This is a genomic window from Apilactobacillus waqarii (assembly GCF_019061205.1).
Taxonomy (GTDB): Bacteria; Bacillota; Bacilli; order Lactobacillales; family Lactobacillaceae; genus Apilactobacillus; species Apilactobacillus waqarii.
In genome coordinates this window covers 1-24,100 of sequence record NZ_JAHQYH010000014.1, presented here as the reverse complement: position 1 = coordinate 24,100, position 24,100 = coordinate 1, and the positions used below count along the sequence as shown (strand labels likewise).

The window sequence follows — 24,100 nt, the reverse complement described above, 5'->3', positions numbered from 1 at the left end:
TAAATATTACAATTTAACAATCTTATCTGATTTACCTGTATTGATAAGGTCTCTGTTAGCATCCAATGATAGAGTAACCATGTTTCTAACCGCTGTTTCAGTGTAGAAAGCAATGTGTGGAGTAATTGAAACATTGTCTCTGCTCATTAGGTTCTTTAGACGATCATCTGAGATATCATCGAAACTATCAAAGTTAACATTGAAGACACCTACTTCTGATTCATAGGTATCCAAAGCAGCACCTGCTAGTTTACCTGAATCTAAAGCCTTGATTAATGCATCAGTATCAATTAGTGAACCACGAGCAGCGTTAATAATGTATGAACCATCTTTCATTTCTGATAAAGTCTTGTCGTTTACCATGTGTTCATTTTCCTTAACGGCTGGTGCGTGTAGTGAAATGATATCAGCTTGTTTGTATAAATCGTCTGGAGTATCAACGTAGATACCTTGTTTTTCTAGTTCTGGGTTTCTAAATGGATCATATGCAATCACCTTTGCGCCGAATCCACGACAGATATCAACTAATACGTGACCAATACGACCTGTTCCGAAAACACCAACGGTCTTTGAGTTTAATTCTTGACCAATTTCAGGTGCCCATCTTAAGTCACCTGAACGTTGCTTGTCTTCAAAACGTTTTGTATTTCTTAGTAATCTCATAATTTCAGTAATTGCTAGTTCAGCAATTGCGTTTGGAGAATATGCTGGAACGTTTGTTACAGTAATTCCATTTGCTTTTGCAGCATCAGCATCAACGTTATCTACACCAACGTTTCTTAGTGATAGGTACTTGATGTTAAAACTACCTAATTTATCTAAAATTTCTTTAGTGTATGGTTTTTGTTGGTAAGCAACCACACCATCAAATCCATTAGCTTCTTCAACAGTTGATGAATCAAGTAATTTGGTTTCAACCTTTACTTCTACTTCCGGATTTTTTTGTTCCCATTCTTTTAAATATGGCATTTCATCATTTCTGATTCCATAAGCAATAATTTTCAATACAAAAACCTCCAAATATTCATCGTTACAGTTAGAATTATAACACTTAACACCGTGTCTTAAAGGCTTAGACCGTATTTAGATAAATTTACTCCATTTTCATTTAGGTATTCTAACTTCTTTAATCTACTTTGATGTTTAAAATGATACTCGGCACTCAAAGCATCGTGTTTATTGTCAAAACTTTCGGAATATATCATTTCGACTGGTAAATGATTACGGGTGTACTTGGCACCCTTTCCGCTTTGGTGTTGTTCTAATCGATGCTTTAAATCGGTCGTGTATCCACCATATAGTGAATCATCTCCGCACTTTAAAACATACATATAAAACTTATTCTCCATATAAAATCTTCCTTACAAAATCTGTATATTCGTTTGAATTATCTTTATAAACAAAAATTGGTGGTAGTACCTTGGTTCCACCATTCTTCCCCGCTTTGATTCCTTCAACTAGAATCATGTTTGATTCTTTTCCCTCACGTGGATAAATGTATTGGATCCTTTTTGGCATTACGTTGTGAGATTGCATGGCATCAAATAGTTCTAGCATCCGATCAGGACGGTAAACAAAGAACGCTTTAGCGTTTGTCTTTAAAAGTCCCTCACACACGGTTAGGATTTTGTCTAAATTAGTTGTGATTTCATGTCTAGCAATTGCTAAATATGGATTTGGATTTTTCTTACTATCCTCTAAATCTGGAAAATAAGGTGGGTTACAAGTTATCACGTCAACAGAATCCTTTTCCAAATATTCAAATGTATTATCAAGGTCATCGTTTATCACGGTCAACTTGTCATCTAAGTTATTTAGACTAACACTGCGTTTTGCCATGTCAGCCAGTTTGTCCTGTAGTTCGATTTCGTAAATATGTCCATTGGTTTTATGTGACATAAATAACCCAACTGCACCATTGCCGGCACACAAATCGACAGTCTTTGAAGCACTCTTCTTCGGCAACTTCGCAAAGTTTGCTAAAAGTACCGCATCCAAAGAGAATGAGAACACTTCGGGATTTTGAATTATCTTTATATCATTACTATATAGTTGATCTATTCTTTCGTTTTCCTTTAAAACATCGTCCACTTGAATATTCCACCTTATTTTTTTCTTGCATAAATCAATAATAATAGAATACTATTAAATAATAAAGTACGAGAGGAGTTTATTTAATGTATTCTTTTTTAAAGTTCTTATGTAGAATCATTTTATATCCAATTAACGGAATGCCTAAGTTTGAAAACAAACAAAGAATTCCGGAAGGCAATTACATATTAGTTGCACCGCACCGTACATGGTTTGACCCATTGTACTTTGCCCTAGCAGCAAGTCCTAAAGAATTTGCTTTCATCGCTAAAAAGGAACTATTCAAAAACCCACTTTTAGCATACGTATTAAGACATGCAAACGTATTAAGTGTTGATCGTGAAAATCCTGGCCCATCAGTAATTAAGGAACCTGTTAAGATTCTTCAAAACTCTGACAAGTCACTAATCATTTTCCCTTCAGGAACTAGACATTCTCAAGCACTAAAAGGTGGCGCTACTTTAATCGCCAAGCTTTCTAAAGCACCTTTACTTCCTGCTGTTTACCAAGGTCCACTTACATTTAAGAGTTTGTTCTCACGTAAGAAAGCTGTCATCAACTTTGGTGACCCTATCTACTTGGACAAATCAATCAAGCTAAACGAAGAAGGTCAAAAAGCAGTCGAACAACAAATGCAAGATGCTTTCGATAAGTTAGATAAAGAAATTAATCCTGACTTTAAGTACGTTGACCCATCATCAGAAAAATAAGCAATAAAAAAAGACTTAATCTTTGAATTAAGTCTTTTTTTATTTATTTGGCGTTAGCCTTCATACTGTTCATCATTTGATTTAACTTCTTAGCTGAAGGTTTTTGACCCATTTGTAGCATCATTGCTCTTAATTGATCCTTGTTAATTGGGGGATTATCTTTAAGATATTTTTCCATGTACTTACGTGCCATGAAGAATCCACCGATCAAACCTACGATTAAAGCTAAAAGAATTAGGATAATCCATAAGAATGTTGACATAATTCTTCCTCCTCCCGTTAGTTACTATTATTAATTTTACACAACTTAATTATTAAATTCAAAAAAAGTTTTAATCGTCACGTAAACCTTTTTTACGTTGAACTTCCTTAACCTTTTCTGGTGTAACTTCTTTACCTTCTTTATTGAAAACTTGAACCATTTCAATTTGGCTTCTCATGTTTTCTTTAAAGCGTTTTAGGTATTGTTTTCTAAGGTCAGCTCTTTCAGCTTCTTCTTCCTTAGTCAATCCACTTTCCTTAGCTTTGTGTGCTAATTCATTAATACGTGGGATAAGTTTCTTTAAAATTGGATCTTCTGCTTCTGACATTTAATTATCTCCTTTGCGAACATTTGTTTTTATTTTCCCGTTATGCTATATTAAAGCTATTATATTACAAGAAACGGGGTATTTATGTGACTTTTTCAAAAGAAGAAAAGACTTCTAAACAATTAGCTATTTTAGAATTTATCTGGAAAAGAATCAATAGCCAAGGCTATCCTCCTACAGTAAGAGAAATAGGTGAAGCCGTTAATCTTTCATCCACATCAACCGTCCACGGTCATTTAAGTCGCCTTGAAAAGAAGGGTTTTATCGTTAAAAACCCTGCTAAACCAAGAGCACTTGAAATCACCGAAGATGGTCTTAAGAAAATTGGTGTTAATACACACCCTGGTGAAATCCCTGTTTTAGGTACCGTTGCTGCTGGTGAACCAATCCTAGCGGTTGAAGATACATCAGAATACTTCTCAATGCCTGACCAATACGAAAACTCAGATGATGTTTTCATGTTAGTCATTCAAGGTGAAAGTATGATCAACATCGGTATTTTAAATGGTGATAAGGTCATCGTTAAAAAGCAATCAACTGCTGAAAATGGTGATATCGTTATTGCAATGACTGATGAAAACGAAGTCACTTGCAAACGATTCTTCAAGGAATCTGACCACTATCGCCTACAACCTGAAAACGATAACTTGGCTCCAATCATCTTGGATCAAGTATCAATCGTTGGTAAGGTTGTTGGATTATACCGTGACAGTATTTTTTAAAATACTTCACCTTCGTAGTGATATTCAGGCATTTCTTTGAAATCAAACTTTTCAACATCGTCTACCTTTGTTAGATATGACTTAGATCCGTTTGATAACATCAAGTTAACAATCGCATCTTTTTCATGGAATAAAACAACTGGTTTATCAATTGCATAAGCATACCCAATTTCGAAAGCTGTACCGCTGTCAACATTGTCGTCTACAAAGTCGATAATCGCGATAACGGCATCAGCTTTTTTTATTTCATCAACATCAAGTTGGAAAACATCTTTAGACCATTGGCTACTACCAATTTCTGCCCCGTCGTTTACATTTGAGTTTCTTGGGCTAAAGTATCCTGAAACTGAAGGATTGTTATCCAATGCCTTTTCGATTCTTTGAATACGGTCAATTTGTTCATCATCAAAAAATGGTCCTGCTAAATATAATTTCATGTCAGTCTCCTACTTTCTTCCATAAATTCTTTGGTGGTCTTTTACCCCTTTAATGAAAAATTCCGCCTTATCATTACTAGTATCCAACTTGATATCACCATCAGCGATTGGAATCCAGTTAGTAAAGATTTCTTCGTATTCTTCAACAGAAACTTGTTTTCTTGACTTCAAAGCATCATCTAATGACTTTGCAAGTTCATCATTTCTGAAGTTATCCTTTAGTTTCATTGGGAAGAATTCACCCTGTGCACCTGAACCATAACTGAATAACGCAATACGATCACCAGATTGTAAATCATCTGAGTTATTAATTAATGATAGGAAATTCAAGTACAATGAACCGGTGTATAGGTTACCAACGTTTTCGTTGTAGATACGACTTTGTTCAAATTCTTTCTTCAAGTTAGCTTGTTGTTCTTCATCGGCTTCGTCAATGATTGATCTTAGTGCCTTAATCCCCATCTTTGGATAAGGTAAATGGAATGTCATTGCTTTGAAATCAGCGATGGTTTGACCAGTGATTTCCTTGTATTCATCCCATGTCTTCTTGAAGAAATCAACGTAAACATCGTTTGAATAGTGACCATCAACAACGGCTTCTGTTCTGTACAATGGTCTCCAGAAGTCCATTACATCATCAGAATAGAATGTGCTTGGGCCATCAAATTCGGCAATTGAAGGGTTGGCAGAAATTACCATGGCAACAGCGCCCCCACCTTGAGTAACTTCACCCGGTGTCTTAATACCGTATCTTGCGATATCGGCACCAATTACTAGGGCTTGTCTTTCAGGATGGTTTTGCACATATTCTTTGGCCATTTGAAGACCTGCGGTAGCACCATAACAAGCTTGCTTGATTTCAAAAGCACGAGCTCGACGGTTTAAACCTAACATGTTTTGTAAGTAAATAGCGGCAGATTTGGAGTTATCTACCCCTGTTTCTGTTCCAAAAATAATTAAATCAATTTTTTTACGATTATCATCATCAATAATCTTGGTACAAGCATTGGCTGCCATTGTGACAACATCTTGGGTATTGGGAATTACAGCTTGTTTCTTTTGGCCAATTCCAATCAAATACTTGTTTGGGTCTTCGTTTCTAGCGTTAGCTAAATCGACCATATCTAAATACATATCTGATGAGTAAAAACTCATCTTGTCAATTCCAACATTCATAATGATAATCCACACTTTCATATAAATATTATTTTAATTGTACTATGAAACAACGTTCTTCACAAAAGAAATAACAAAAAGGCGCACCGTTAAGTGCGTCTCCTTTATTTTTCAAATTGCTTTTTTGCCTTTAGAAATGCGTTAGCATAGTAGTAAGTTTTTTGGTAGGTTTGTTCACCTGTGTATTGGTTAGGATATTCACCCCAAATTGAGAATGCTGCTCCAATATTGTTCTTGCTCTTAGCAAGATTCTTCTTGTATTGGTCATTCCACATGCTCATCTTCCACTTCTTAAATTCACTTGCCCAAATTTTCTTTGATTCTTTTGTGAATGAAGTAGGATCTGTAATCATGTATAGGTAATAATTATTGTAGTTGATTGTCTTAAAGCCGGCCTTGTTTAGTTCAGGCAAAGTGGCACGCATTCTGATGTTATCCTTACGGTCCTTACTTGAACTAACCTCACCAGTTAAACTCCAGTAATTAATCAAGATATCCTTGTGATACTTGTTTAAAACAGCTTTATGGAAGCTATCATTCCACATTTCAAGCTTCAAATTATGTTGCTTAACGTAATCATCAATTGCATTGATGTATTTAACAGCTGCATTTTGGTCACTACGATTATTAATGGTGATTTCATCGGCACCAACAATAATGTGGTATCCCTTTGGTAATAATCCAACGTATTCACTCAAAAGTTTCTTAGAAAAATCTAGAGTCACCTTCTTGTGGTAATACATTTCGTTATAACCATCTTTGTTATCCAATTTTTTTGCTAACTTCTTACCAGCAGATGTGTATGAAAGAAGTTTGATGATTGATTGGTCATGACCAGGAAGGTCAATTTCTGGAATAACTTCAATACCATTCATGTAACCATATTGAATGATGTCCAATAATTGATCCTTGGTTAAAAACGCTCTCTTGGTCTTTTTGTTGTAGTAAACACCATTTTTTTCATATGAGTTCTTAACGGTTTGACCCAAAGTAGAACTTTCCACACCATATCTCTCATTATCATTTAAGTGAAGCTGAAGATATGTACCGTGATCTTTTTTAAGTAAATCAATGTACTTCTTGATTGTTGATGGTGCATAGTATGTTCTTGAACAATCCAGTGACAAACCAATGCGTTTGGTATTGTTATTAGTTGCTGCTAGGGTCTTTTTAGAAAGTGAACCCATTTGAACAAAAATCAAAATTAGAGCAAGGACTGCTCCTAGGATTAAATATCTTTTTTTCGGCATAATCACCACTCTTTTCTTTGCGATTATTATATTTTTTAGTATAGCATTAAAATTTCATAAATCTATCTATTTTCATATTTTGTAATCATTATGAAATAGTTACAAGTTAATAATAGTGTTTTAATCTTAAATCTAATTTAAATGTTTGTTTCATTGTCACCTATAATGATATGGTCAAATATGCTATCATTAAATAAGCATAATAGTAATATTAGATTGGAGCATTTGTTTATTTATGAAAAAAGCGTCATCAATTTTTATTAAACTAATCTGCACATTGATAAACTTATCATTAATTGTATTTACAATGTTTGGAGTTTGTTCTAACTGGTACTCAGCTGAAACTTACTCAAATAATTTAAAAATAGATTCAGTGATTGTTATTCAACTTTTGTTTGTATTATTAGCATTAATTCAAATTATTTCATTCTTCATCCGTAAAATAGACTTAAAAAAAGAAGTAATGATTTCTGTCGTATTATTCATATTAGGTATTATCCTTTACATATTACAAGCTGCAACAATGCAATTTCTTGCATGCATTTTAATTGTTCTTATTTTAAGAGTAATTGATAGAAAATATTTAGTTTAAATTGAAATACCTAAATAAAAAGCACCCTACTATTTGTATAGTAAGGTGCTTTTTTATTTTACATTTATGATCATGAAAGTATCAAAAGGAGAGTACAGGAGTCGAACCTGCCCGCCGGTGTTACCGGGTCGTCGGATTTCGAGTCCGATGCATTACCGCTCTGCCAACTCTCCATAAAAAAGGATGCACTAAGCATCCAATAAATTTAGTATTTTAGTAAGCTAAGAATATCGTAATCCTTAATCTTTTCTCTACCCTTTAATGCTTCAATTTCAACAATGAAAGCAGCTCCAACAACAATTCCGCCTAGTTGTTCAACAAGCTTGATTGTTGCTTCAATTGTTCCACCAGTTGCAAGTAAATCATCAGTGATAAGAACTCTTTGGCCAGGCTTTACAGCATCAGAATGTAGGTAAAGTGATGACTTTCCGTATTCTAATCCGTAAGAAGCACTAACTGTCTTACCTGGTAATTTACCTTTCTTTCTAGCTGGTACGAATCCAATGCCTAAATCATAGGCAACTGGACAACCAACAATGAAGCCACGCGCTTCGGGGCCAACGATTAAGTCGACTTTCTTTTCTTTAGCATATTTTACTATCTCATCGGTAGCTTGGTGATATGCTTGTCCATCTTCCATTAATGGTGAGATATCTCTAAATAAAACACCTGGTTCTGGAAAATCTTCGTAACTTGCAATGTAGTCATGCAAATCAAGTGCCATTAGCCAATAACTTCCTTTCATTAACCCAAACAAATGCGAATAGCTTGTTTAAACTTCTCTTTACTAATTGTCAAAAGTTGTTTTTCAGCTTCGATTTGTTTCTCTCTATTCTGGTATGCGTGACTGTTTGATAAATCACTATTAACCAGATCAGGATTATAATTCATAATTCCATCATTAATATAAACGAAATTTAATTCATTAAATACATCTACCATGAAGATAAATATATCACGGTCAATGCCTAAATAGCGACTAATTTCATCTACTTTATCATGTATCTGAATGTTGTTATGCGTCTTAATGAACTTAAATAGTTTAGCATATTGAGCACGGTTTGGCATCCCCTTTTTAAAAATATAATGATTTTTGAAAAGGTAAAATGTCACGCTATTAAAACTAATTTCACTTAAAGCATCCTGCAAATGTGAAATATCACTAGGACAATCAACAATTATTATATTATCAAATTTATCAAATGAAGACAAATCAGGATATAGGCCAACAGTGGAGTCAGAACCTACAAATGGACGCAATTTATTGTATAGTTTTTCGTTAAAGAACAAGTATGCAGCAGCTGGTTCAAACATTTCTTTTGCAACAACTTGTGTTCTTTTATCAACAATTTCAACACCACTGCTGTACATATCATCCAACATAATTTGAATGGTTGTGCGACCCTTCCAGGTATTCTTTTCCAAGTGACCAGCAACCTTCATTGCATCGCTGTTGGCCAATAGGTCATCGGCAAGTGCACCGTTCTTAAATGCTAGTACATTAACCTTACTACCATGATCAACCATTTGGAATTTTAGGTGACTATTATCTTTACCCATTGTTTGCACGTTAGTAACGTTTTGTGGTGTAAATTCGAATACTGGGAATTCATTATCAGTACCAAATGGTGCCAATAATTGAACTTGGTTAAACAAGTCTTCATTTACATCACTGCAACTTAAGTCAGCAAAAATGTTCAATGGTGCTTTGACTTGGTCTGATAATTCATGTTCTTTAGCGTATTTATCTAAATGCTCAGTTAAAGCTGTGACGTCATCTTCTTTGATACTTAATCCAACAGCCATTTCGTGGCCACCAAATGAAACCATTTGATCTCTCATGCCATTGATTGCATCGAATAAATTAAATCCTTCGACACTTCTACCTGACCCCTTTAGGATTCTGGTATTAGTATCCAAGTTCATGACGATGCTTGGTTTATGGAATTGTTCTACCAAACGACTGGCAACAATTCCAACAACGCCTTCGTGCCAGTTTTGACCATATACGACCAACACTGCACTTTCTGGTTGAGTTTGTGCTTGGATAATTGCTTCGGTACTGATGTCTTCGACAAACTTACGACGTTTTTTATTTTGGTCTTCAGTGTCCTTAGCTAATTCTTCGGATTTGATATCATCAAAGGTTGTTAGTAGTTCAACTCCGGAACTGGCACTACCCATTCGACCTAATGCGTTCAAACGTGGTGCTAATCCAAAACCAATGCTTTGTTCGTTAACAACTTCTTTAATCCCGGCTAGCTTAGCTAAGCTGTATAAACCTGGACGTTCAGTGTTAGCAATCATTTGTAGACCGTACTTTACAATCACCCTGTTTTCATCGGTTAAGGAAACCAAATCGGCAACTGTTCCAATTGCGGCTAAATCCAAGAATTCTTCTGGTAGTTCACCCAATAGTGCAGTGGCTACTTTAAAGGCGATTCCTACACCTGAGAATTCACCAAATGGGTATTCATGGCCAGGATATCTAGCATGCACAATCGCATAGGCATCAGGTAGTTTGTCTGGCATTTGATGGTGATCGGTAATTATGACATCGCATCCCATTTCATTTGCGACATCGACAGATTCTTTACCGGAGACACCGTTATCAACGGTCACCATTAACTTGGTCCCGTCATTAATTAAACGCTTATATACTTCAGGATTTGGACCATAACCGTCGGTGAAACGATTAGGAACAAAGTATTCCACGTTGGCACCCAAATTTTCTAGTGTTTCATACATCACCGATGTACTTGTGATTCCATCAGCATCGTAATCCCCGTAAACGGTGATTTTTTCATCGTTTTCGATGGCACTAAAAATTCGTTTGCATGCCTTTTCCATGTCGTGCAACAAAAAAGGATCTCTTAGATCACTCAACTGAGGGTTTAAGAAACCATTTATCTTGTCTTCACTGTCGTATCCCTTCTCAATCAATGATTCAACAATTCTGGGGCTAATCGATAGTGATTTACCAATTGTCGTAGCATCGTTTGAGAGTTTCGTATTCGTATGTTTCCAATCAAAATTAGCGGAGATCATCTAATCAATCCTTTTGTCTTAATTATTTTTTTCAAACGGTATATCGACTATATCAAAGTCCTTAACAACCTTGGTGTTATTAAAGACAGTCTTTGCTTGATTTTGTAATTCGTAAGCCATCTTACCAGTGTATCTTGCTGAAACGTGAGTAAGTAATAGACGACCAACCTTAGCCTTAGTTGCTAACTTAGCAGCTTGCATGTTGGTTGAATGGTAGTAGTTGTGGGCCAATCTGCTTTCGCCCTTACCAAATGTACTTTCATGAACCAATACATCGGCATTTTGTGCCAAGTTGTAGCTGGTTGGGTTACTTCTAGTATCACCAATGATGGTAACTGTTCTACCCTTTTGAGCTGGTCCAATGAAGTCTTGGCCATTAATTTCTCTACCGTCATCTAAAGTAACTGTTTCACCATTCTTAATCTTTCCGTAAACCGGACCGGATGGAATGTTTGCTTCCTTTAGCTTGTCGACAAGTAGTTCACCTTGGTGGTCCTTTTCTTCGATTCTAAAACCGTAACAAGTAATTTGGTGATCTAATTCACCCATGGTTACCTTAAATTTATCATCTTCGAAGACAACACCTGGTTGTGATAATTCTTCAAAATTAATCTTGTAAGCAAGTTTAGTTTGAGATACTGATAAACTTACACGAACAAAGTCAGCGATTCCCTTTGGTCCATAAATTGTTAATGGAGTGTCGCCACCTTGGAATGAACGTGAACTTAATAGACCTGGTAAACCAAAAATATGATCACCATGTAAGTGGGTAATGAAAATTTTATTGATTTTACGAGGCTTTAAGTTAGATCTCAAGATTTGTTGTTGAGTACCTTCACCACAATCAAACAACCATACTGAGTTGCATTCATCCAATAGTTTTAATGCTGTTGCAGCCACATTTCTAAATTTACCTGGAACCCCTGATCCAGTTCCTAAAAATTCTAATTGCATAAATTCATTTTTCCTTTTCTATTCGTAATATTCGATATATAAATTGTAGCACATAAAAAAAGATGGGATTAGTCCCATCTACTTTTATTAGTCCACAAATGAGAATGTGAAGTCTAGAATTGAAACCATGTCGCCGTCTTTTGCGCCATGTTCTCTTAGTGCGTCATCTACACCCATTCCCTTAAGCTGTCTTGCGAAACGTAGCATACTTTGGTCGTGAGTTGTATCTGTCATTTGGAATAGACGTTCAATCTTCTTACCGTATAGAACCCAGACACCGTCTTCATCACGTCTGATGTTGAATGGTGCTTCTTCGTCATCAGCATTGTATTCAACTTCTTCATCAACGTCTTCAACGTCAGTGATTGGGAACTTAGGAGTAGTTTCCAATAGGTCTGAAGTCTTAGAAATTAATTCCTTAAGACCTTCATGGGTGATTGAAGAAATAGCCAACACTTCGTGAGCTAATTCGTCATCTTTGATTTGTTCTTTAAATGTTTGTAGATTTTCAGCAGCATCAGGCATATCCATCTTGGTTGCTACCACGATTTGTGGTCGTTTTAGCAGATTCTCATCGTACTTAGCTAATTCATCGTTAATCTTCTTGTAGTCAACATAAGGATCTCTTCCTTCTTGACCACTCATATCAACTAAGTGCAGGATGACACGTGTTCTTTCAACGTGACGTAGGAATTGGAAACCTAAACCAATTCCAGATGATGCTCCTTCAATTAATCCAGGTAAATCGGCAATTACGAAATCTCTACCGTCATCTAATCTAACCATCCCTAGGTTAGGTACCAATGTTGTAAAGTGGTATTCAGCAACCTTAGGTTTTGAACTAGTGATTGTAGATAGTAGTGTTGATTTACCAACTGATGGGAATCCAACTAGTCCAACATCAGCTAATACTTTAAGTTCTAAACGAATGTTTAATTCTTCACCAGGTTCACCGTTTTCGGCAATTTCTGGTGCTGAGTTCTTGGCAGATGCGAAGTGGGTGTTTCCACGTCCACCACGTCCACCTTTCAATGCAACGTATTCATCATCCGGATTTACCAAGTCAAATAACAATTGGTTGGTATCATCGTTATATACTGATGTTCCTTCTGGAAGATAAATATATAAATCATCGGCACTCTTACCGGTCATTCGTTTATTTCCACCGTCTGCCCCGTTTTTAGCGGCAAACTTACGCTTATATCTGAAGTCCATCAAGGTGTTCATCCCTGTGTCCACAGCAAAAATAACGCTTCCTCCGCGGCCACCATCACCACCGGCAGGTCCACCGTTTGGAACGTATTTTTCTCTTCTAAAGGCAACGATTCCGTTACCACCTTTTCCTGACTTTACATTAATTTTTACTTGATCAACAAACATGTTATCTCCGCTCTACTTTTTATTTTATACATAGTATAACTTTATTTTTAAAGACCGTAAACAGTCCACATCATTTTTCAATATTATTTAATGAGTATTTGATATTCTTTGCTGTTTTGGTATTAATCCCTAACGCCTCAATTTCATTAATTGGTGCGTTGGCAATTTTCTTCATTGTCTTAAACTTGTTCAACAATTTACTTCTAGTCTTTGGTCCCACTCCCTCGATTGTATCAAGTTCCGAGCTAAGTGAATGCTTAGTGTGAACTTGGCGATGGAAGTTAATCGCAAATCTATGAACTTCATCTTGAATTCTTTGAACAAGATAGAATGCCTGACTCTTTGGATTCAACGAAATATGTTCATCCAATTGTCCAAACAATAAGTCGGCAGTCTTATGCTTATCGTTTTTAACCATTCCAGCAACCGGAATTTCCAAACCTAACTCGTTTTCCAAAACATCCTTAACAGCATTCAATTGAATTTCTCCACCATCCATTAGGATTAAGTCTGGTAAGTCAGCATGTTCCTTCAAAAGTCTTGTATATCTTCTTCTAATAACTTCTCTGGTACTTGCTGCTTCATCAGCATGATCTTCGTTTTGGAGTTTGTATTTACGATAAGCGTTCTTATTTGGTTTTCCATCCACAAACTGAATCATGGCTGAAACAATGTCAGCCCCTTGAATATGTGAGTGGTCAAAGGCTTCAATCGTTTTGGCTGAAGAAATGTTCAAGGCCACCGCTAATTCATCGGCAGCACCCTTAGTCTTGATGTTATCTAGTTCCATCAAACGGAACTTTTCATCCAAGACTAGCTTGGCATTCTTTTGTGCCATATCGATTAAGTCCTTCTTTTGTCCCCTTTGTGGAACTCTCACCGGTGTCCCAATCGCTTCTGAAATCAAGTCAGCATCCAATGTTTCTGGAATCAAGACTTCCTTTGGTGTTTGGTGATTTTCTTCAGAATAGAACTGACCGATAAAGTCTTCCATTGTTTCGACTGGGTCATCGACAATCGGGAAACTACGCTTAACTCGTTTCAATAAACGAGCTTGTCTGATAAAGAAGATTTGAATTGAAATCCATCCATGGTTCACATAGTAATTGAAAATGTCACGAGGTGTGGTGTCATTTGAAATAATCTTTTGTTTTTCCACAGTGATTTCGATGTACTTCAATTGGTCCCTGATTTCAGCAGCGCGTTCATATTGTAATGAGTCCGCCGCAATCTTCATCTTTTCGGTCAACATCTTCTTGGCAATTCCCACATCACCATTTAAAAACGACTTAATGTGGCGAATTTGGTTTTGATATTCTGACTTAGGAACCTTTTTAAAACAAGCTCCCAAACATTGTCCCATGTGATAGTAAAGACAAGGTCTGTGTTGATAACCATTACATCTTCTCAATGGATAAACCTTTTGTAAGAAGTGCAAAGTTTCATCAGCAGCATATACGTTTGGATAAGGACCAAAGTAGTATCCACCGTCTTTTTTAATGGTATTAACAATCTTTAGTTGTGGATCACGTTCATTTGTAATCTTGATGTATGGGTATCCACCATTACCTTGTTTTAATTGAATGTTATAGTAAGGGCGATGCTTTTGAATCAATGTGATTTCTAGTAGGAAAGCTTCTTTGTCATTAGTCGTAATAATGGTTTCGAAGTCCCTAATTTGTGAAACCAACTTGGCTGTCTTTCCCTCATGGCTACTCTTAAAGTATGATCTAACACGATTCTTTAGATTCTTAGCCTTACCAACGTAAATGATTTTACCTAGTTTATTCTTCATCAAATAACATCCAGGTAAATCTGGTAATAATCTAAGTTTATGCTCAATGTGTGAAGTTGCCATTTTATCACCTCGTTTGAAAAAACACTTCAATATGACAAATTCGATTTAATTTGCTATCATATACCATAAATAAGGAGATGCATAATTATGGGTTTAAATATTCAACGTAACAACGACTTAAATGCTATGTTCGATAAGTTTGCCAAACTGGACACTAAGAACGAAGATCGCGATAAATTTTTAAAACGTAAAGATAAAAAATCAACCGATAAAAAGAAAGAAAAATAATATAATTTAGGCATCACAATTAAATTGTGATGCCTATTTTTTATTGTTTATTTAGGCGGTTAATATTGAATTCAGCAATTTCTTCAAAATCAATATTGTTCCATTCTGCAACTTGAGATAGGTACCAAAGTACGTCACCCATTTCCTTAACAAGCTTTTCACGATCTAGTGAATCGCCATGGAAAGTGTACTTCTTAACTAGGTCAACAACTTGACCGGTTTCACTAGCTAATCCTAGTGCACAGTTAGTTAAGACTTGTTCATTTCCGTGTAATGTTTTGTTTGCAGCTTTTTGGTAATCGTTAAATTCCACTTATTTTACCCCCGTTTTACTTTCGATCCATTTCCAAACTTCTTCTTTTCCGTACTTACTTAAAGCAGAGAATAATTGTATTTCATCACCATCGTTTAAGTCAACAGTCTTGTTTAAAATACTTACTTCTTTATTCCACTTGCTCTTAGGAGTCTTATCCATCTTAGTAGCCAAGACTAAAGTTGGAATGTCATAGTATTTTAGAAACTCGTACATTTGCAAGTCATCTTGACTTGGTGCACGTCTACCGTCAATTAATAAAACAACCCCTTTTAGTTGTCTTCTAGTGGTTAGATATGTTTCAATCATTTCTCCCCATTTAGCACGTTGTGCCTTTGAAATTTTAGCATAACCATAACCTGGAATATCGACAAAGAATAATTTTTCATCTAAGTTATAGAAGTTCAATGTTTGAGTCTTTCCTGGTTTGTTAGAGGTTCTAGCATAACCATTACGGTTAATTAACACATTGGTTAAGGAAGATTTTCCCACATTGGAGCGACCAACCAATGCAATTTCTGGATATCCATTACTTGGGTATTGTTTTGGTTCCACCGCACTGATATCGATATTGACGTTGTGTACATCCATCTTAATTCACTCGTTTCTGTAATTTTATATATCAATTTTACCATAAAAAAGGCACCTTCATAAATGCATTTACCACAAAAATACCTTTTAATTATTTAAAAAAACAAAAGGCCCTACAGTGTTAAACACTGTAAGGCTTTTTATTATTGAGCTTCTTTTACAATCTTTGGTTCTGATTTTTTCAAAACAGAATCAGCGGTAACGATAACTTTCTTAACGTCCTTATCGCTTGGTACTTCGTACATGATATCTCTCATGGTATCTTCCATGATTGATCTCAATCCACGGGCACCGGTCTTTCTTTCGATGGCTGTGTGAGCCATTTCCTTTAGCGCATCGTCTTCGAATTCTAGTTCGACACCATCGATTGACATTAGTTTAACGTATTGCTTAACCAATGCATTCTTAGGTTCGGTTAGGATTCTAACCAAGTCTTCTTCGCTTAACTTGTTTAAGGCAGTAAGAATTGGTAAACGACCGATAAATTCAGGGATTAGACCAAATTGTAGCAAGTCACTTGGGATAACGTGTTGCATGATGTTATCATCGTTAACTTTAGCTGCTTCACTGGAATCAGTACCGAATCCAATGGTCTTGTCTCCTAAACGGTGTTTTACGATGTCTTGAATACCATCAAAGGCACCACCAACAATGAATAAAATGTTCTTAGTATCAATTTGAATCATTTCTTGTTGTGGATGCTTTCTACCACCATTAGGTGGAACACTAGCAACAGTACCTTCTAAAATCTTCAATAGCGCTTGTTGAACACCTTCACCGGAAACATCACGTGTGATTGAGACATTTTCAGATTTCTTAGCAATCTTATCAATTTCATCAACGTAGATGATTCCCTTTTCAGCTCTTTCGACATCAAAGTCAGCATTTTGAAGTAGCTTTAATAAGATGTTTTCTACGTCCTCACCCACATAACCAGCTTCGGTAAGGGTTGTAGCATCTGCAATTGCAAATGGAACGTTTAAAATACGAGCTAGTGATTGAGCAAGGTATGTTTTACCTGAACCAGTTGGTCCAATGATTGAAATATTACTCTTTTGTAGTTCAGTATCGTCGTCATCATCTAAGTTATTAACACGCTTGTAATGGTTGTATACAGCAACAGCTAAAGTCTTCTTAGCTTCATCTTGACCAATTACGTAATCGTTTAACTTATCAACGATTTCCTTTGGACTTAATGATTTAATTGTTGTATCTGCATTTTCTTGTGCTAATTCTTCGTCGACGATATCTTTACATAAATCGATACATTCATTACAAATGTATACGCCAGGTCCCGCGACGATTTTCTTTACTTGATCTTGTGATTTACCACAAAAAGAACAAGTAATGGGGCCTTTTCCTTCATTATCTTCAAACAAAAACTTCACCCCTATATAATTCCGATATTATTTTAAATAATACCACATTATTAATGTTGATAACATCATAATGCTTTAGTTTAAAAAAGGTCCAATTAACGAATTGTTAACTGGACCTTTAATATTAACAAAAGTCGAAATTATTTGTTAATTTTTGACTTTGGTTCTTGTTTTGCGTTGTCAGTGATTAACTTAACAGCGTTTTGAATTGAAATATCATGTTTCAACATGTCTTCAGTTAAAGCACCACGTACGGCTTCTTCTTTCATACCGTATTGAGCAGCTAAGTCCTTAACTTGTTGATCGATTTCTTCTTGTGAAGGAACGATGTTAGCATCCTTAACAATTGCTTCTAATACAAGGTTAGTCTTAACACGTTCGTCAGCACCTTGAGCAAATTGTTTCTTCAAGTCTTCTGGCTTAGTACCAGTTAGTTGGAAGTACATTTCAGCATTGATACCTTGTTGTTGCATGCTTGCAAGGTATTGATCCATTTGACGTTGAACGTCTTCGTCGATCATTGCTTGAGGAATTTCTTTAACAGTAGCGTTTGCTACAGCACCCTTAATAGCTTCGTCTTCAACTTGAGTTTCACCTTCGGCCTTCTTTTGGTCCTTTAGTTGGTCCTTAATCTTAGCCTTTAGTTCTTCTAGACTGTCAACATCTTCGTCAACGTCCTTAGCAAATTCGTCATCTAGTTCAGGCATTTGCTTTTCTTTAACTTCGTGAATCTTAGTCTTGAAAGTAGCTTCTTTTGATGCTAATTCTTTAGCTTGGTAATCTTCTGGGAAAGTTACCTTAACATCAACATCTTCACCAGCTTTGTGGCCAACTAGTTGGTCTTCAAAGCCTGGGATAAATGATTTTGAACCTAATTCTAGTGAGTAGTTAGTTGCTTGGCCACCATCAAATTGTTTGCCGTCAACGTAACCATCAAAATCGATAACAACAGTGTCACCGTTTTCAGCAGCCTTGTCTTCTTTTAGAACAAGTTCTGCTTGGTTTTTACGCATGTCTTCAATCTTAGCGTCTACATCTTTTTGGTAAACACGAGTGTTTGGTTTTTCAACAACGATTCCTTTGTAATCACCTAGTTCTACATCTGGCTTAACAGTAACGTTAGCTTTTAGAACCCATGGTTGATCCTTTTCTAGACTATCAATGTTAACTTCTGGTTGAGCAACTGGTTCAATGCCAGTTTCCTTGATAGCTTCACTGTATGCTTCTGGTAAAAGAATGTTTAAAGCGTCTTGGTATAGAGCTTCTTCACCGTACATTTCGTTAAATACTTGGCGTGAAACTTTTCCCTTACGGAAACCAGGAACAGTGATGTTTTTCTTGTTCTTGTTGAAGGCTTGATCTAAACCTTCTTTTACTTTGTCAACACTAATTTCGAATGTTAGTTCACCGTCATTAGTGCCTTTTTTTTCCCATTTAGCTGACATTATTTTCCCTCCGACATGAAAATATAATTTTTACAATTTTCTTCTAATTGCGCACCTCTATATTTTAACGTAACACAAGTAAAAAGTAAATAATTATAGGTCTTTCGCTTATTTTTATGTACAAAAAAAGATCCAGATAAAAATCTGAATCTTTTTTTAGAATTGATTATTCTTCGATGTCTGAAACAACACCGGCACCAACAGTGTGACCACCTTCACGAACAGTGAACTTAGTTCCCTTTTCGATGGCAACTGGCTTAGTTAGCTTAACGTTGAATTCAACGTTATCACCAGGCATAACCATTTCAACACCGTCTTCTAGTTCGATAACACCAGTAACGTCAGTGGTGTGGAAGTAGAATTGTGGACGGTAGTTTGAGAAGAATGGAGTATGACGTCCACCTTCTTCTTTACTCAAAGCATATACTTGAGCCTTGAATTCAGTATGAGTCTTGATTGAACCAGGAGCAGCGATAACTTGACCACGTACAACTTGTTCACGGTTTACACCACGAAGTAACATACCAACGTTATCTCCGGCTTCACCTTCGTCAAGAGTCTTACGGAACATTTCTAGACCAGTAACAGTAGTCTTTAAGATGTCTTCAACAAGACCGATGATTTCAACTTCGTCACCAATCTTAACAACACCACGGTCGATACGTCCTGAAGCAACAGTACCACGACCAGTGATAGTAAATACATCTTCAACAGGCATTAGTAATGGTTTTGAAGCATCACGTTCTGGAGTTGGGATGTATTCGTCAACGATATCCATTAAGTGTAAGATAACATCTTTTTGTTCTTGGTCGTCTTGTAGAGCCTTTAGAGCTGAACCACGAACAACTGGAATATCATCACCAGGGTAATCGTATTCTGAAAGTAATTCACGTACTTCCATTTCAACTAAGTCAACTAATTCATCATCGTCAACTAAGTCAGTCTTGTTTAAGAATACAACGATGTATTCAACACCAACTTGGCGAGCTAGAAGAATGTGTTCACGAGTTTGTGGCATAGGACCATCAGTTGCGGCAACAACTAGGATGGCACCATCCATTTGAGCGGCACCAGTGATCATGTTCTTAACGTAGTCAGCATGTCCTGGGGCATCAATATGAGCGTAGTGACGCTTTTCAGTTGAGTATTCAACGTGAGCAGTGTTGATTGTGATACCACGTTCACGTTCTTCTGGAGCAGCATCGATTTGAGCGTAATCAGAAGCGTCTGCTAGACCCTTTTCTGAAAGCACTTTAGTGATAGCTGCAGTTAAAGTAGTCTTACCATGATCAATATGGCCAATAGTACCAATATTTACATGGGGTTTTGTTCTTTCATAATGTTCTTTTGCCATTTATGAAAACCTCCTATAAATTTCGAAAGATTTGAGTTAGCAAATGCCAACTCATCTTTATGATTTATTATACTACATCTTCTCAAAAAGACAAAATCACATATCAGTCTCAAGAAGAATTCCTTTAATATTATAGCTACTGTATTTTTATTTGTAAACACAAAAAAAGCATATTTAACAATTTTATTCTATTTAATCGAATTAAATTGTCGCTTTATAATTTCGATTAATTTTACATAATCATCATTATCATCTTCAGTGTACTCTTTTGCGCTTAGATATGCCTGTATTGACAGGTCATACCACCTGTTTGCATCCAGGATTATTTCATCATTGAATGGATACATCAAAATTGATTGATGTTGGAAATAACTACTCAATAACATGAACTTTTCTGGATCCATCATGTACTCGTCCGTTAATCGATTAAAAATGAGTTGATATGAGTTCATATCTTGAAGTGATTTAATTTCACCCATCTTAACTTTCTTTGTCTTTCCATCAATCCACATCATGTCGACGACCTCATTTGAACCGACTTTTCTTAATGTGTCGATTACCTCCGCTTTAATCACAGATTGGACAAATGGGTCCATCAAAACAAAGCGACTGTATTTTAAAAATTCGTCGTATGGTAAATGTTGTCCATTTAAAAACGATTCTTTTTGCCAATACATCGTTTGCTTACTACTTATATGGTAGAACTTTTGTGCAAGTTGATGAATTTCTTCACTTGAATTACTTCTAAAAGAAGATTCGCTTTCTTCAATTAGCTTTATGCCATCATTGTAATAGCTATCGTTGGCCTTAAATGTTTCAACAATTTCTCTAGATTTAATGTATTCATTGTTCTTCAATAACACATTAATCATTAATAAGAAGTCCTGCTCGTTTGTGGTAAACGCATTTGGATTTTCCATAACTTCTTTTCTTGCTTCAACATATTGTTTTAAGCTAAAAAGAGATTGAACTAATAATACTTCAATCTCATTGCTTGGCTGATCTTCTAAGTAATTTTTGGCTTTGTTGATAGCTAGTTGATATTGTTTTTCATCAATATTTGATGCAATATCCTTAGCTATTTGTGAACTGTGTTCATCCATTAAAAATCACTCCGAATAATAAACCTTATTTATTTTTGTGGACGCTTCTTTTTATGATGTTGGTTTACTTCCATAATAACTGGAAGAATTACCGGACGACGTTTTGTCTTATCAAATAAGAAGTGACTGATTTTTTCTCTTACTGATTGTTTCAAATGGCTCCAATCAAATTCCTTGTTATCAAGGTTTAATTGAATAGTCTTAGAAACAATTTCAGCTGCTTCATTCATTAGGTCCTTGTTTGACTTAACGTAAATGAATCCTCTTGAAGTTATCTTAGGACGAGAAATGATAATCTTTTTCTTTCTATCGATTGTAACAACAACGATGAAGATACCGTCTTCTGATAATACCTTACGGTCACGTAAAACGATGTTACCAATGTCTCCGACACCGATACCATCAATCATAGTGTTACCAGCCTCAACGGCGTTACCATGGTGAAATTTAGCACCATCGTATTCGATAGTTTCACCCTTGCTTAGGATTAGAATCTTATCTTCATCTACACCCATGTTAGTAGCAGCTCGTTTGCTTTCGTTCATCATCATGTATTCACCACTAACTGGAATGAAGTATTGTGGTTTCAACAAGCTGATTAACATTTGGATATCTTCGGCACTTGCGTGATCTGAAACATTTAGGTCGTTTGAAATAACCTTAACTGTACCGTCTGCTTGGTATACCATATCATCGGTCTTAGCCATGCTGTTATCCATTGCTGGAGATGGTGAAGTAACGATTAATACAACATCACCGGATTCGATGTTGATATCCTTTTGTTGTTGAGCAGCCATTCTTTGAACTAGCTTGATTGGTTCACTAACTGGATTAGTTTCCAATACAACAATTTCGTCGCTTTCAAGCTTCTTTAGTTCTTCGATGTCTTCAATTAATAAGTCTTCTGCTACATTAATGTATCCAGAATCAATTGCTAGTTTGACTTTAGGATCTAGGTGTTTACCAACAAATACTTTTCTTTCAGACTTTGCAGCTGCGTCAAATACTTGTTGAATTCTTAATAGGTTAGCAGAGTTAGCTGCAACAATCACACGACTCTTACTATCTTCGAAAGTATCAAAGATGTATTGGCCAGCTTGAATTTCGTTTGCCATTGGGAATGGATTATCTGCATTTTGTGAGTCTGCTAGTAAAGCGATAACCTTTTTGTTACCAACCTTCGCGATTGAACTGTAATCAGTTGCAAAACCGTTACGTAATGCTGGATCAAACTTAAAGTCACCAGTGTATACGATTTGGCCTTCTTCAACAGCCAATGAAATTCCCATTGAGTCAGGAACTGAGTGACTAGTCTTAAAGAAAGTAACTGTAACGTCATCAAAAAGAATTTCACTCTTTTCGTTGATTACGTTGAAATTGTTAAACTTCTTTGATCTTTCATTATTCTTAACTTCGTACTTAGCCATTTCAATGGTTAATTTTGATCCGAATACCGGAACATCGAATTCACTGACGAAATATGGTAGTGCGCCAATTGAATCCATGTCACTATTAGATAGGAAAACTCCGATAATCTTTTCCTTGTTTTCACGTAAGTATGTGAAATCAGGAATAACTACATCAATTCCTAACATGTCATTTTCAGGGTATTTTAGACCGCAATCTAAAACATAAATCCCATTGTTAATCTCAACGGCATATAGGTTCTTGCCACTCTCCCTTACTCCTCCTAAGGGAATAATTTTTACACTATTTTTCATGATTCACCTCATATAATTTTATGTATATTTTTTATTATGAAATAAAATAATTATTTTCAATACGATCTCATTTAACTATCTATAGTGTATCATACTTTTAAATTGAATAATAACTGATAAGTGCATATATGTATGTATAAAAAAATGGAACCACTCATAGAGCAGTTCCATTTTAAAAATATTAACGACGTAGACCTAAACTCTTGATTAAATCACGGTAACGTTGAACATCTGTGTTACGTAAATATCTTAGTAAGTTACGACGGTGACCGATTTTCTTCAACAAACCACGTTGTGAATGGAAATCCTTCTTGTGTTCTTTCATGTGACCATTAATTTCATTAATGTCAGCAGTTAGTACAGCAATTTGTACTTCAGCAGAACCAGTGTCACCATCATGTCTAGCATACTTCTTGATGATGTCGTTCTTTTCAGCTTGTGTTAGAGCCATTGTGTTTCCCACCTTTCAAAAGTAAATATACCAGATACTGAGTAAAGCGCCAGATGAGAGCAGCGACAAAACTAAGTATCGGTACTGTAGTTTTAAACTACGTTAATCATACTACTATGATTACTTGAAAATAGCAAGGTAATATCCTTATTAATCTCGCTGTACAAATCTGAATTATATAATTCTATTGCTTTTTTAAGTTGTCTTTTGTATAATAAAAGTCGTTGAAATTTAAGGATTTTAAATAAAATTCGACTTTTTTGGAGGTGAATTTCATGCCTGTTATTAAATCTGCTATCGAACGTGTAAAAACTAATGAAAAAGCAAACAAACGTAACGCATCTCAACTAAGCAAGATGAGAACTGCTGTTAAGAAGTTTGAAAAAGCTGATGCTAACGCTGACAACCGTGAAGAACTATTCAACAACGCTGTTAGTGCATTAGACCATGCTAAGTCAAAGGGCTTAATCAAAGCTAACACTGCTGCACGTAACAAATCACGTCTAGCTAAGTTAAACAAGTAAAAAGAACTCAGTTTTAACTGAGCTTTTTTTATTCCTAAAAAGGACATCTCGTTTGAGTGATGTGCACCCCAAAAGTTGTACATTATTATATTGTTTTTCCTAGGCGGAAAGTTTCCGGTATTGAACCGGTGACTTTCCGCCTAGTTTTGTTTTAATACGATGATTATTGTAATAATCAATCCA

General features: G+C 35.8%; 27 protein-coding genes and 1 tRNA gene. 5 read left to right on the top strand and 23 right to left on the bottom strand.

Annotation, left to right across the window (positions count from 1 at the left end):
• Positions 1-6: 6 nt before the first annotated feature.
• From KTJ72_RS06835 to KTJ72_RS06825, 3 genes are read right to left on the bottom strand one after another with little or no spacing between them, the layout of a single operon-like run.
• Positions 7-1,005 (bottom strand): D-2-hydroxyacid dehydrogenase, encoded by a 999-nt coding sequence (locus KTJ72_RS06835; RefSeq protein ID WP_217304464.1) that lies wholly within the window; start codon positions 1,003-1,005, stop codon positions 7-9.
• 59 nt (positions 1,006-1,064) lie between these two features.
• Positions 1,065-1,349 carry a GIY-YIG nuclease family protein gene (locus tag KTJ72_RS06830; RefSeq protein WP_217304463.1) on the bottom strand — a complete coding sequence of 95 codons (285 nt, stop codon included), beginning with the start codon at positions 1,347-1,349 and terminating at the stop codon, positions 1,065-1,067.
• Positions 1,339-2,091 (bottom strand): tRNA1(Val) (adenine(37)-N6)-methyltransferase, encoded by a 753-nt coding sequence (locus KTJ72_RS06825; protein ID WP_217304462.1) that lies wholly within the window; start codon positions 2,089-2,091, stop codon positions 1,339-1,341. The genes KTJ72_RS06830 and KTJ72_RS06825 overlap by 11 nt, the downstream gene beginning before the upstream one ends.
• A gap of 86 nt (positions 2,092-2,177) precedes the next feature.
• On the opposite strand from KTJ72_RS06825, the gene KTJ72_RS06820 reads away from it, so the two are divergent.
• Positions 2,178-2,801 carry a lysophospholipid acyltransferase family protein gene (locus KTJ72_RS06820; protein WP_034531706.1) on the top strand — a complete coding sequence of 208 codons (624 nt, stop codon included), beginning with the start codon at positions 2,178-2,180 and terminating at the stop codon, positions 2,799-2,801.
• Between the two features lie 43 nt (positions 2,802-2,844).
• On the opposite strand, the gene KTJ72_RS06815 is transcribed toward KTJ72_RS06820, so the two are convergent.
• Together KTJ72_RS06815 and KTJ72_RS06810 are read right to left on the bottom strand one after the other, a co-directional pair.
• Positions 2,845-3,063 carry a YneF family protein gene (locus tag KTJ72_RS06815; protein ID WP_034531707.1) on the bottom strand — a complete coding sequence of 73 codons (219 nt, stop codon included), beginning with the start codon at positions 3,061-3,063 and terminating at the stop codon, positions 2,845-2,847.
• Positions 3,064-3,133: 70 nt separating this feature from the next.
• On the bottom strand, positions 3,134-3,391 hold the full coding sequence (locus KTJ72_RS06810) for a DUF896 domain-containing protein (protein ID WP_034531709.1): 258 nt from the start codon (positions 3,389-3,391) through the stop codon (positions 3,134-3,136).
• 86 nt (positions 3,392-3,477) lie between these two features.
• Between KTJ72_RS06810 and lexA the strand changes: the two genes are divergently transcribed.
• Positions 3,478-4,113 (top strand): transcriptional repressor LexA, encoded by a 636-nt coding sequence (gene lexA / locus KTJ72_RS06805; RefSeq protein ID WP_034531710.1) that lies wholly within the window; start codon positions 3,478-3,480, stop codon positions 4,111-4,113.
• Here lexA and KTJ72_RS06800 read toward each other — a convergent pair.
• The 3 genes from KTJ72_RS06800 to KTJ72_RS06790 form a co-directional block, all read right to left on the bottom strand.
• Complete coding sequence (locus tag KTJ72_RS06800) at positions 4,110-4,550, bottom strand: nucleoside 2-deoxyribosyltransferase (protein WP_138727100.1); 441 nt, start codon at positions 4,548-4,550, stop codon at positions 4,110-4,112. The two genes, lexA and KTJ72_RS06800, sit on opposite strands and share 4 nt — an antisense overlap.
• A 9-nt stretch (positions 4,551-4,559) precedes the next feature.
• The gene (locus KTJ72_RS06795; protein ID WP_217304461.1) at positions 4,560-5,726 is read right to left on the bottom strand and encodes a hydroxymethylglutaryl-CoA synthase; all 1,167 of its coding nucleotides are present in this window, start codon (positions 5,724-5,726) and stop codon (positions 4,560-4,562) included.
• A 104-nt stretch (positions 5,727-5,830) separates the two neighbouring features.
• Positions 5,831-6,976 (bottom strand): family 20 glycosylhydrolase, encoded by a 1,146-nt coding sequence (locus tag KTJ72_RS06790; protein WP_217304460.1) that lies wholly within the window; start codon positions 6,974-6,976, stop codon positions 5,831-5,833.
• A gap of 235 nt (positions 6,977-7,211) precedes the next feature.
• On the opposite strand from KTJ72_RS06790, the gene KTJ72_RS06785 reads away from it, so the two are divergent.
• On the top strand, positions 7,212-7,568 hold the full coding sequence (locus KTJ72_RS06785) for a hypothetical protein (protein WP_217304459.1): 357 nt from the start codon (positions 7,212-7,214) through the stop codon (positions 7,566-7,568).
• 86 nt (positions 7,569-7,654) lie between these two features.
• On the opposite strand, the gene KTJ72_RS06780 is transcribed toward KTJ72_RS06785, so the two are convergent.
• The 6 genes from KTJ72_RS06780 to uvrC all read right to left on the bottom strand — a co-directional run bounded on the left by KTJ72_RS06780 (position 7,655) and on the right by uvrC (position 14,808).
• Positions 7,655-7,741, bottom strand: a tRNA-Ser gene (locus tag KTJ72_RS06780).
• A 32-nt stretch (positions 7,742-7,773) separates the two neighbouring features.
• Positions 7,774-8,292: an adenine phosphoribosyltransferase gene (locus KTJ72_RS06775; RefSeq protein WP_034531719.1), complete on the bottom strand. Its 519-nt coding sequence runs from the start codon at positions 8,290-8,292 to the stop codon at positions 7,774-7,776.
• Positions 8,293-8,312: 20 nt separating this feature from the next.
• Positions 8,313-10,616 carry a single-stranded-DNA-specific exonuclease RecJ gene (recJ, locus tag KTJ72_RS06770; protein WP_217304458.1) on the bottom strand — a complete coding sequence of 768 codons (2,304 nt, stop codon included), beginning with the start codon at positions 10,614-10,616 and terminating at the stop codon, positions 8,313-8,315.
• Positions 10,617-10,634: 18 nt separating this feature from the next.
• Complete coding sequence (rnz, locus tag KTJ72_RS06765; RefSeq protein ID WP_053796686.1) at positions 10,635-11,570, bottom strand: ribonuclease Z; 936 nt, start codon at positions 11,568-11,570, stop codon at positions 10,635-10,637.
• Positions 11,571-11,657: 87 nt separating this feature from the next.
• On the bottom strand, positions 11,658-12,950 hold the full coding sequence (obgE, locus tag KTJ72_RS06760) for a GTPase ObgE (protein ID WP_217304457.1): 1,293 nt from the start codon (positions 12,948-12,950) through the stop codon (positions 11,658-11,660).
• Between the two features lie 70 nt (positions 12,951-13,020).
• Positions 13,021-14,808 (bottom strand): excinuclease ABC subunit UvrC, encoded by a 1,788-nt coding sequence (gene uvrC / locus KTJ72_RS06755; RefSeq protein ID WP_041152373.1) that lies wholly within the window; start codon positions 14,806-14,808, stop codon positions 13,021-13,023.
• Positions 14,809-14,895: 87 nt separating this feature from the next.
• Between uvrC and KTJ72_RS06750 the strand changes: the two genes are divergently transcribed.
• The gene (locus tag KTJ72_RS06750) at positions 14,896-15,036 is read left to right on the top strand and encodes an SPJ_0845 family protein (protein WP_167540463.1); all 141 of its coding nucleotides are present in this window, start codon (positions 14,896-14,898) and stop codon (positions 15,034-15,036) included.
• Between the two features lie 40 nt (positions 15,037-15,076).
• Here the strand turns inward: KTJ72_RS06750 and KTJ72_RS06745 are convergent, their stop codons facing one another.
• The 8 genes from KTJ72_RS06745 to rpsO all read right to left on the bottom strand — a co-directional run bounded on the left by KTJ72_RS06745 (position 15,077) and on the right by rpsO (position 23,393).
• Positions 15,077-15,349, bottom strand: a complete 273-nt coding sequence (locus tag KTJ72_RS06745; protein ID WP_034531728.1) for a nucleoside triphosphate pyrophosphohydrolase family protein — start codon at positions 15,347-15,349, stop codon at positions 15,077-15,079.
• Complete coding sequence (gene yihA / locus KTJ72_RS06740; RefSeq protein ID WP_034531730.1) at positions 15,350-15,940, bottom strand: ribosome biogenesis GTP-binding protein YihA/YsxC; 591 nt, start codon at positions 15,938-15,940, stop codon at positions 15,350-15,352.
• Between the two features lie 143 nt (positions 15,941-16,083).
• Positions 16,084-17,319 carry an ATP-dependent Clp protease ATP-binding subunit ClpX gene (gene clpX, locus KTJ72_RS06735; protein WP_034531733.1) on the bottom strand — a complete coding sequence of 412 codons (1,236 nt, stop codon included), beginning with the start codon at positions 17,317-17,319 and terminating at the stop codon, positions 16,084-16,086.
• 140 nt (positions 17,320-17,459) lie between these two features.
• Positions 17,460-18,764, bottom strand: a complete 1,305-nt coding sequence (gene tig / locus KTJ72_RS06730; protein WP_034531735.1) for a trigger factor — start codon at positions 18,762-18,764, stop codon at positions 17,460-17,462.
• A gap of 166 nt (positions 18,765-18,930) precedes the next feature.
• Positions 18,931-20,118: an elongation factor Tu gene (gene tuf / locus KTJ72_RS06725; RefSeq protein ID WP_034531737.1), complete on the bottom strand. Its 1,188-nt coding sequence runs from the start codon at positions 20,116-20,118 to the stop codon at positions 18,931-18,933.
• A 188-nt stretch (positions 20,119-20,306) separates the two neighbouring features.
• Positions 20,307-21,221: a hypothetical protein gene (locus KTJ72_RS07125; RefSeq protein ID WP_057198096.1), complete on the bottom strand. Its 915-nt coding sequence runs from the start codon at positions 21,219-21,221 to the stop codon at positions 20,307-20,309.
• 29 nt (positions 21,222-21,250) lie between these two features.
• On the bottom strand, positions 21,251-22,942 hold the full coding sequence (locus KTJ72_RS06715) for a ribonuclease J (protein ID WP_041152377.1): 1,692 nt from the start codon (positions 22,940-22,942) through the stop codon (positions 21,251-21,253).
• A gap of 181 nt (positions 22,943-23,123) precedes the next feature.
• Positions 23,124-23,393: a 30S ribosomal protein S15 gene (gene rpsO, locus KTJ72_RS06710; protein WP_034531743.1), complete on the bottom strand. Its 270-nt coding sequence runs from the start codon at positions 23,391-23,393 to the stop codon at positions 23,124-23,126.
• 275 nt (positions 23,394-23,668) lie between these two features.
• On the opposite strand from rpsO, the gene rpsT reads away from it, so the two are divergent.
• The gene (rpsT, locus tag KTJ72_RS06705) at positions 23,669-23,917 is read left to right on the top strand and encodes a 30S ribosomal protein S20 (RefSeq protein WP_034531745.1); all 249 of its coding nucleotides are present in this window, start codon (positions 23,669-23,671) and stop codon (positions 23,915-23,917) included.
• Positions 23,918-24,016: 99 nt separating this feature from the next.
• Here rpsT and KTJ72_RS07225 read toward each other — a convergent pair whose 3' ends face one another.
• A complete protein-coding gene (locus KTJ72_RS07225) occupies positions 24,017-24,097 on the bottom strand; it encodes an IS3 family transposase (protein ID WP_225349253.1) in 81 nt (26 codons plus the stop codon).
• Positions 24,098-24,100 lie beyond the last annotated feature (3 nt).

What these genes read in the sequence shown, in the direction of transcription:
- KTJ72_RS06830 (WP_217304463.1), bottom strand. Translation starts at nt 1,349, where the DNA reads ATGGAGAATAAGTTTTATATGTATGTTTTAAAGTGCGGAGATGATTCA.
- KTJ72_RS06775 (WP_034531719.1), bottom strand. Translation starts at nt 8,292, where the DNA reads ATGGCACTTGATTTGCATGACTACATTGCAAGTTACGAAGATTTTCCA.
- KTJ72_RS06820 (WP_034531706.1), top strand. Translation starts at nt 2,178, where the DNA reads ATGTATTCTTTTTTAAAGTTCTTATGTAGAATCATTTTATATCCAATT.
- rpsO (WP_034531743.1), bottom strand. Translation starts at nt 23,393, where the DNA reads ATGGCTCTAACACAAGCTGAAAAGAACGACATCATCAAGAAGTATGCT.
- KTJ72_RS06750 (WP_167540463.1), top strand. Translation starts at nt 14,896, where the DNA reads ATGGGTTTAAATATTCAACGTAACAACGACTTAAATGCTATGTTCGAT.
- KTJ72_RS06795 (WP_217304461.1), bottom strand. Translation starts at nt 5,726, where the DNA reads ATGAATGTTGGAATTGACAAGATGAGTTTTTACTCATCAGATATGTAT.
- KTJ72_RS06785 (WP_217304459.1), top strand. Translation starts at nt 7,212, where the DNA reads ATGAAAAAAGCGTCATCAATTTTTATTAAACTAATCTGCACATTGATA.
- obgE (WP_217304457.1), bottom strand. Translation starts at nt 12,950, where the DNA reads ATGTTTGTTGATCAAGTAAAAATTAATGTAAAGTCAGGAAAAGGTGGT.
- KTJ72_RS06800 (WP_138727100.1), bottom strand. Translation starts at nt 4,550, where the DNA reads ATGAAATTATATTTAGCAGGACCATTTTTTGATGATGAACAAATTGAC.
- KTJ72_RS06790 (WP_217304460.1), bottom strand. Translation starts at nt 6,976, where the DNA reads ATGCCGAAAAAAAGATATTTAATCCTAGGAGCAGTCCTTGCTCTAATT.
- KTJ72_RS06715 (WP_041152377.1), bottom strand. Translation starts at nt 22,942, where the DNA reads ATGAAAAATAGTGTAAAAATTATTCCCTTAGGAGGAGTAAGGGAGAGT.
- yihA (WP_034531730.1), bottom strand. Translation starts at nt 15,940, where the DNA reads ATGGATGTACACAACGTCAATATCGATATCAGTGCGGTGGAACCAAAA.
- KTJ72_RS06815 (WP_034531707.1), bottom strand. Translation starts at nt 3,063, where the DNA reads ATGTCAACATTCTTATGGATTATCCTAATTCTTTTAGCTTTAATCGTA.
- KTJ72_RS06810 (WP_034531709.1), bottom strand. Translation starts at nt 3,391, where the DNA reads ATGTCAGAAGCAGAAGATCCAATTTTAAAGAAACTTATCCCACGTATT.
- KTJ72_RS07125 (WP_057198096.1), bottom strand. Translation starts at nt 21,221, where the DNA reads ATGGATGAACACAGTTCACAAATAGCTAAGGATATTGCATCAAATATT.
- recJ (WP_217304458.1), bottom strand. Translation starts at nt 10,616, where the DNA reads ATGATCTCCGCTAATTTTGATTGGAAACATACGAATACGAAACTCTCA.
- tuf (WP_034531737.1), bottom strand. Translation starts at nt 20,118, where the DNA reads ATGGCAAAAGAACATTATGAAAGAACAAAACCCCATGTAAATATTGGT.
- uvrC (WP_041152373.1), bottom strand. Translation starts at nt 14,808, where the DNA reads ATGGCAACTTCACACATTGAGCATAAACTTAGATTATTACCAGATTTA.
- rpsT (WP_034531745.1), top strand. Translation starts at nt 23,669, where the DNA reads ATGCCTGTTATTAAATCTGCTATCGAACGTGTAAAAACTAATGAAAAA.
- tig (WP_034531735.1), bottom strand. Translation starts at nt 18,764, where the DNA reads ATGTCAGCTAAATGGGAAAAAAAAGGCACTAATGACGGTGAACTAACA.
- rnz (WP_053796686.1), bottom strand. Translation starts at nt 11,570, where the DNA reads ATGCAATTAGAATTTTTAGGAACTGGATCAGGGGTTCCAGGTAAATTT.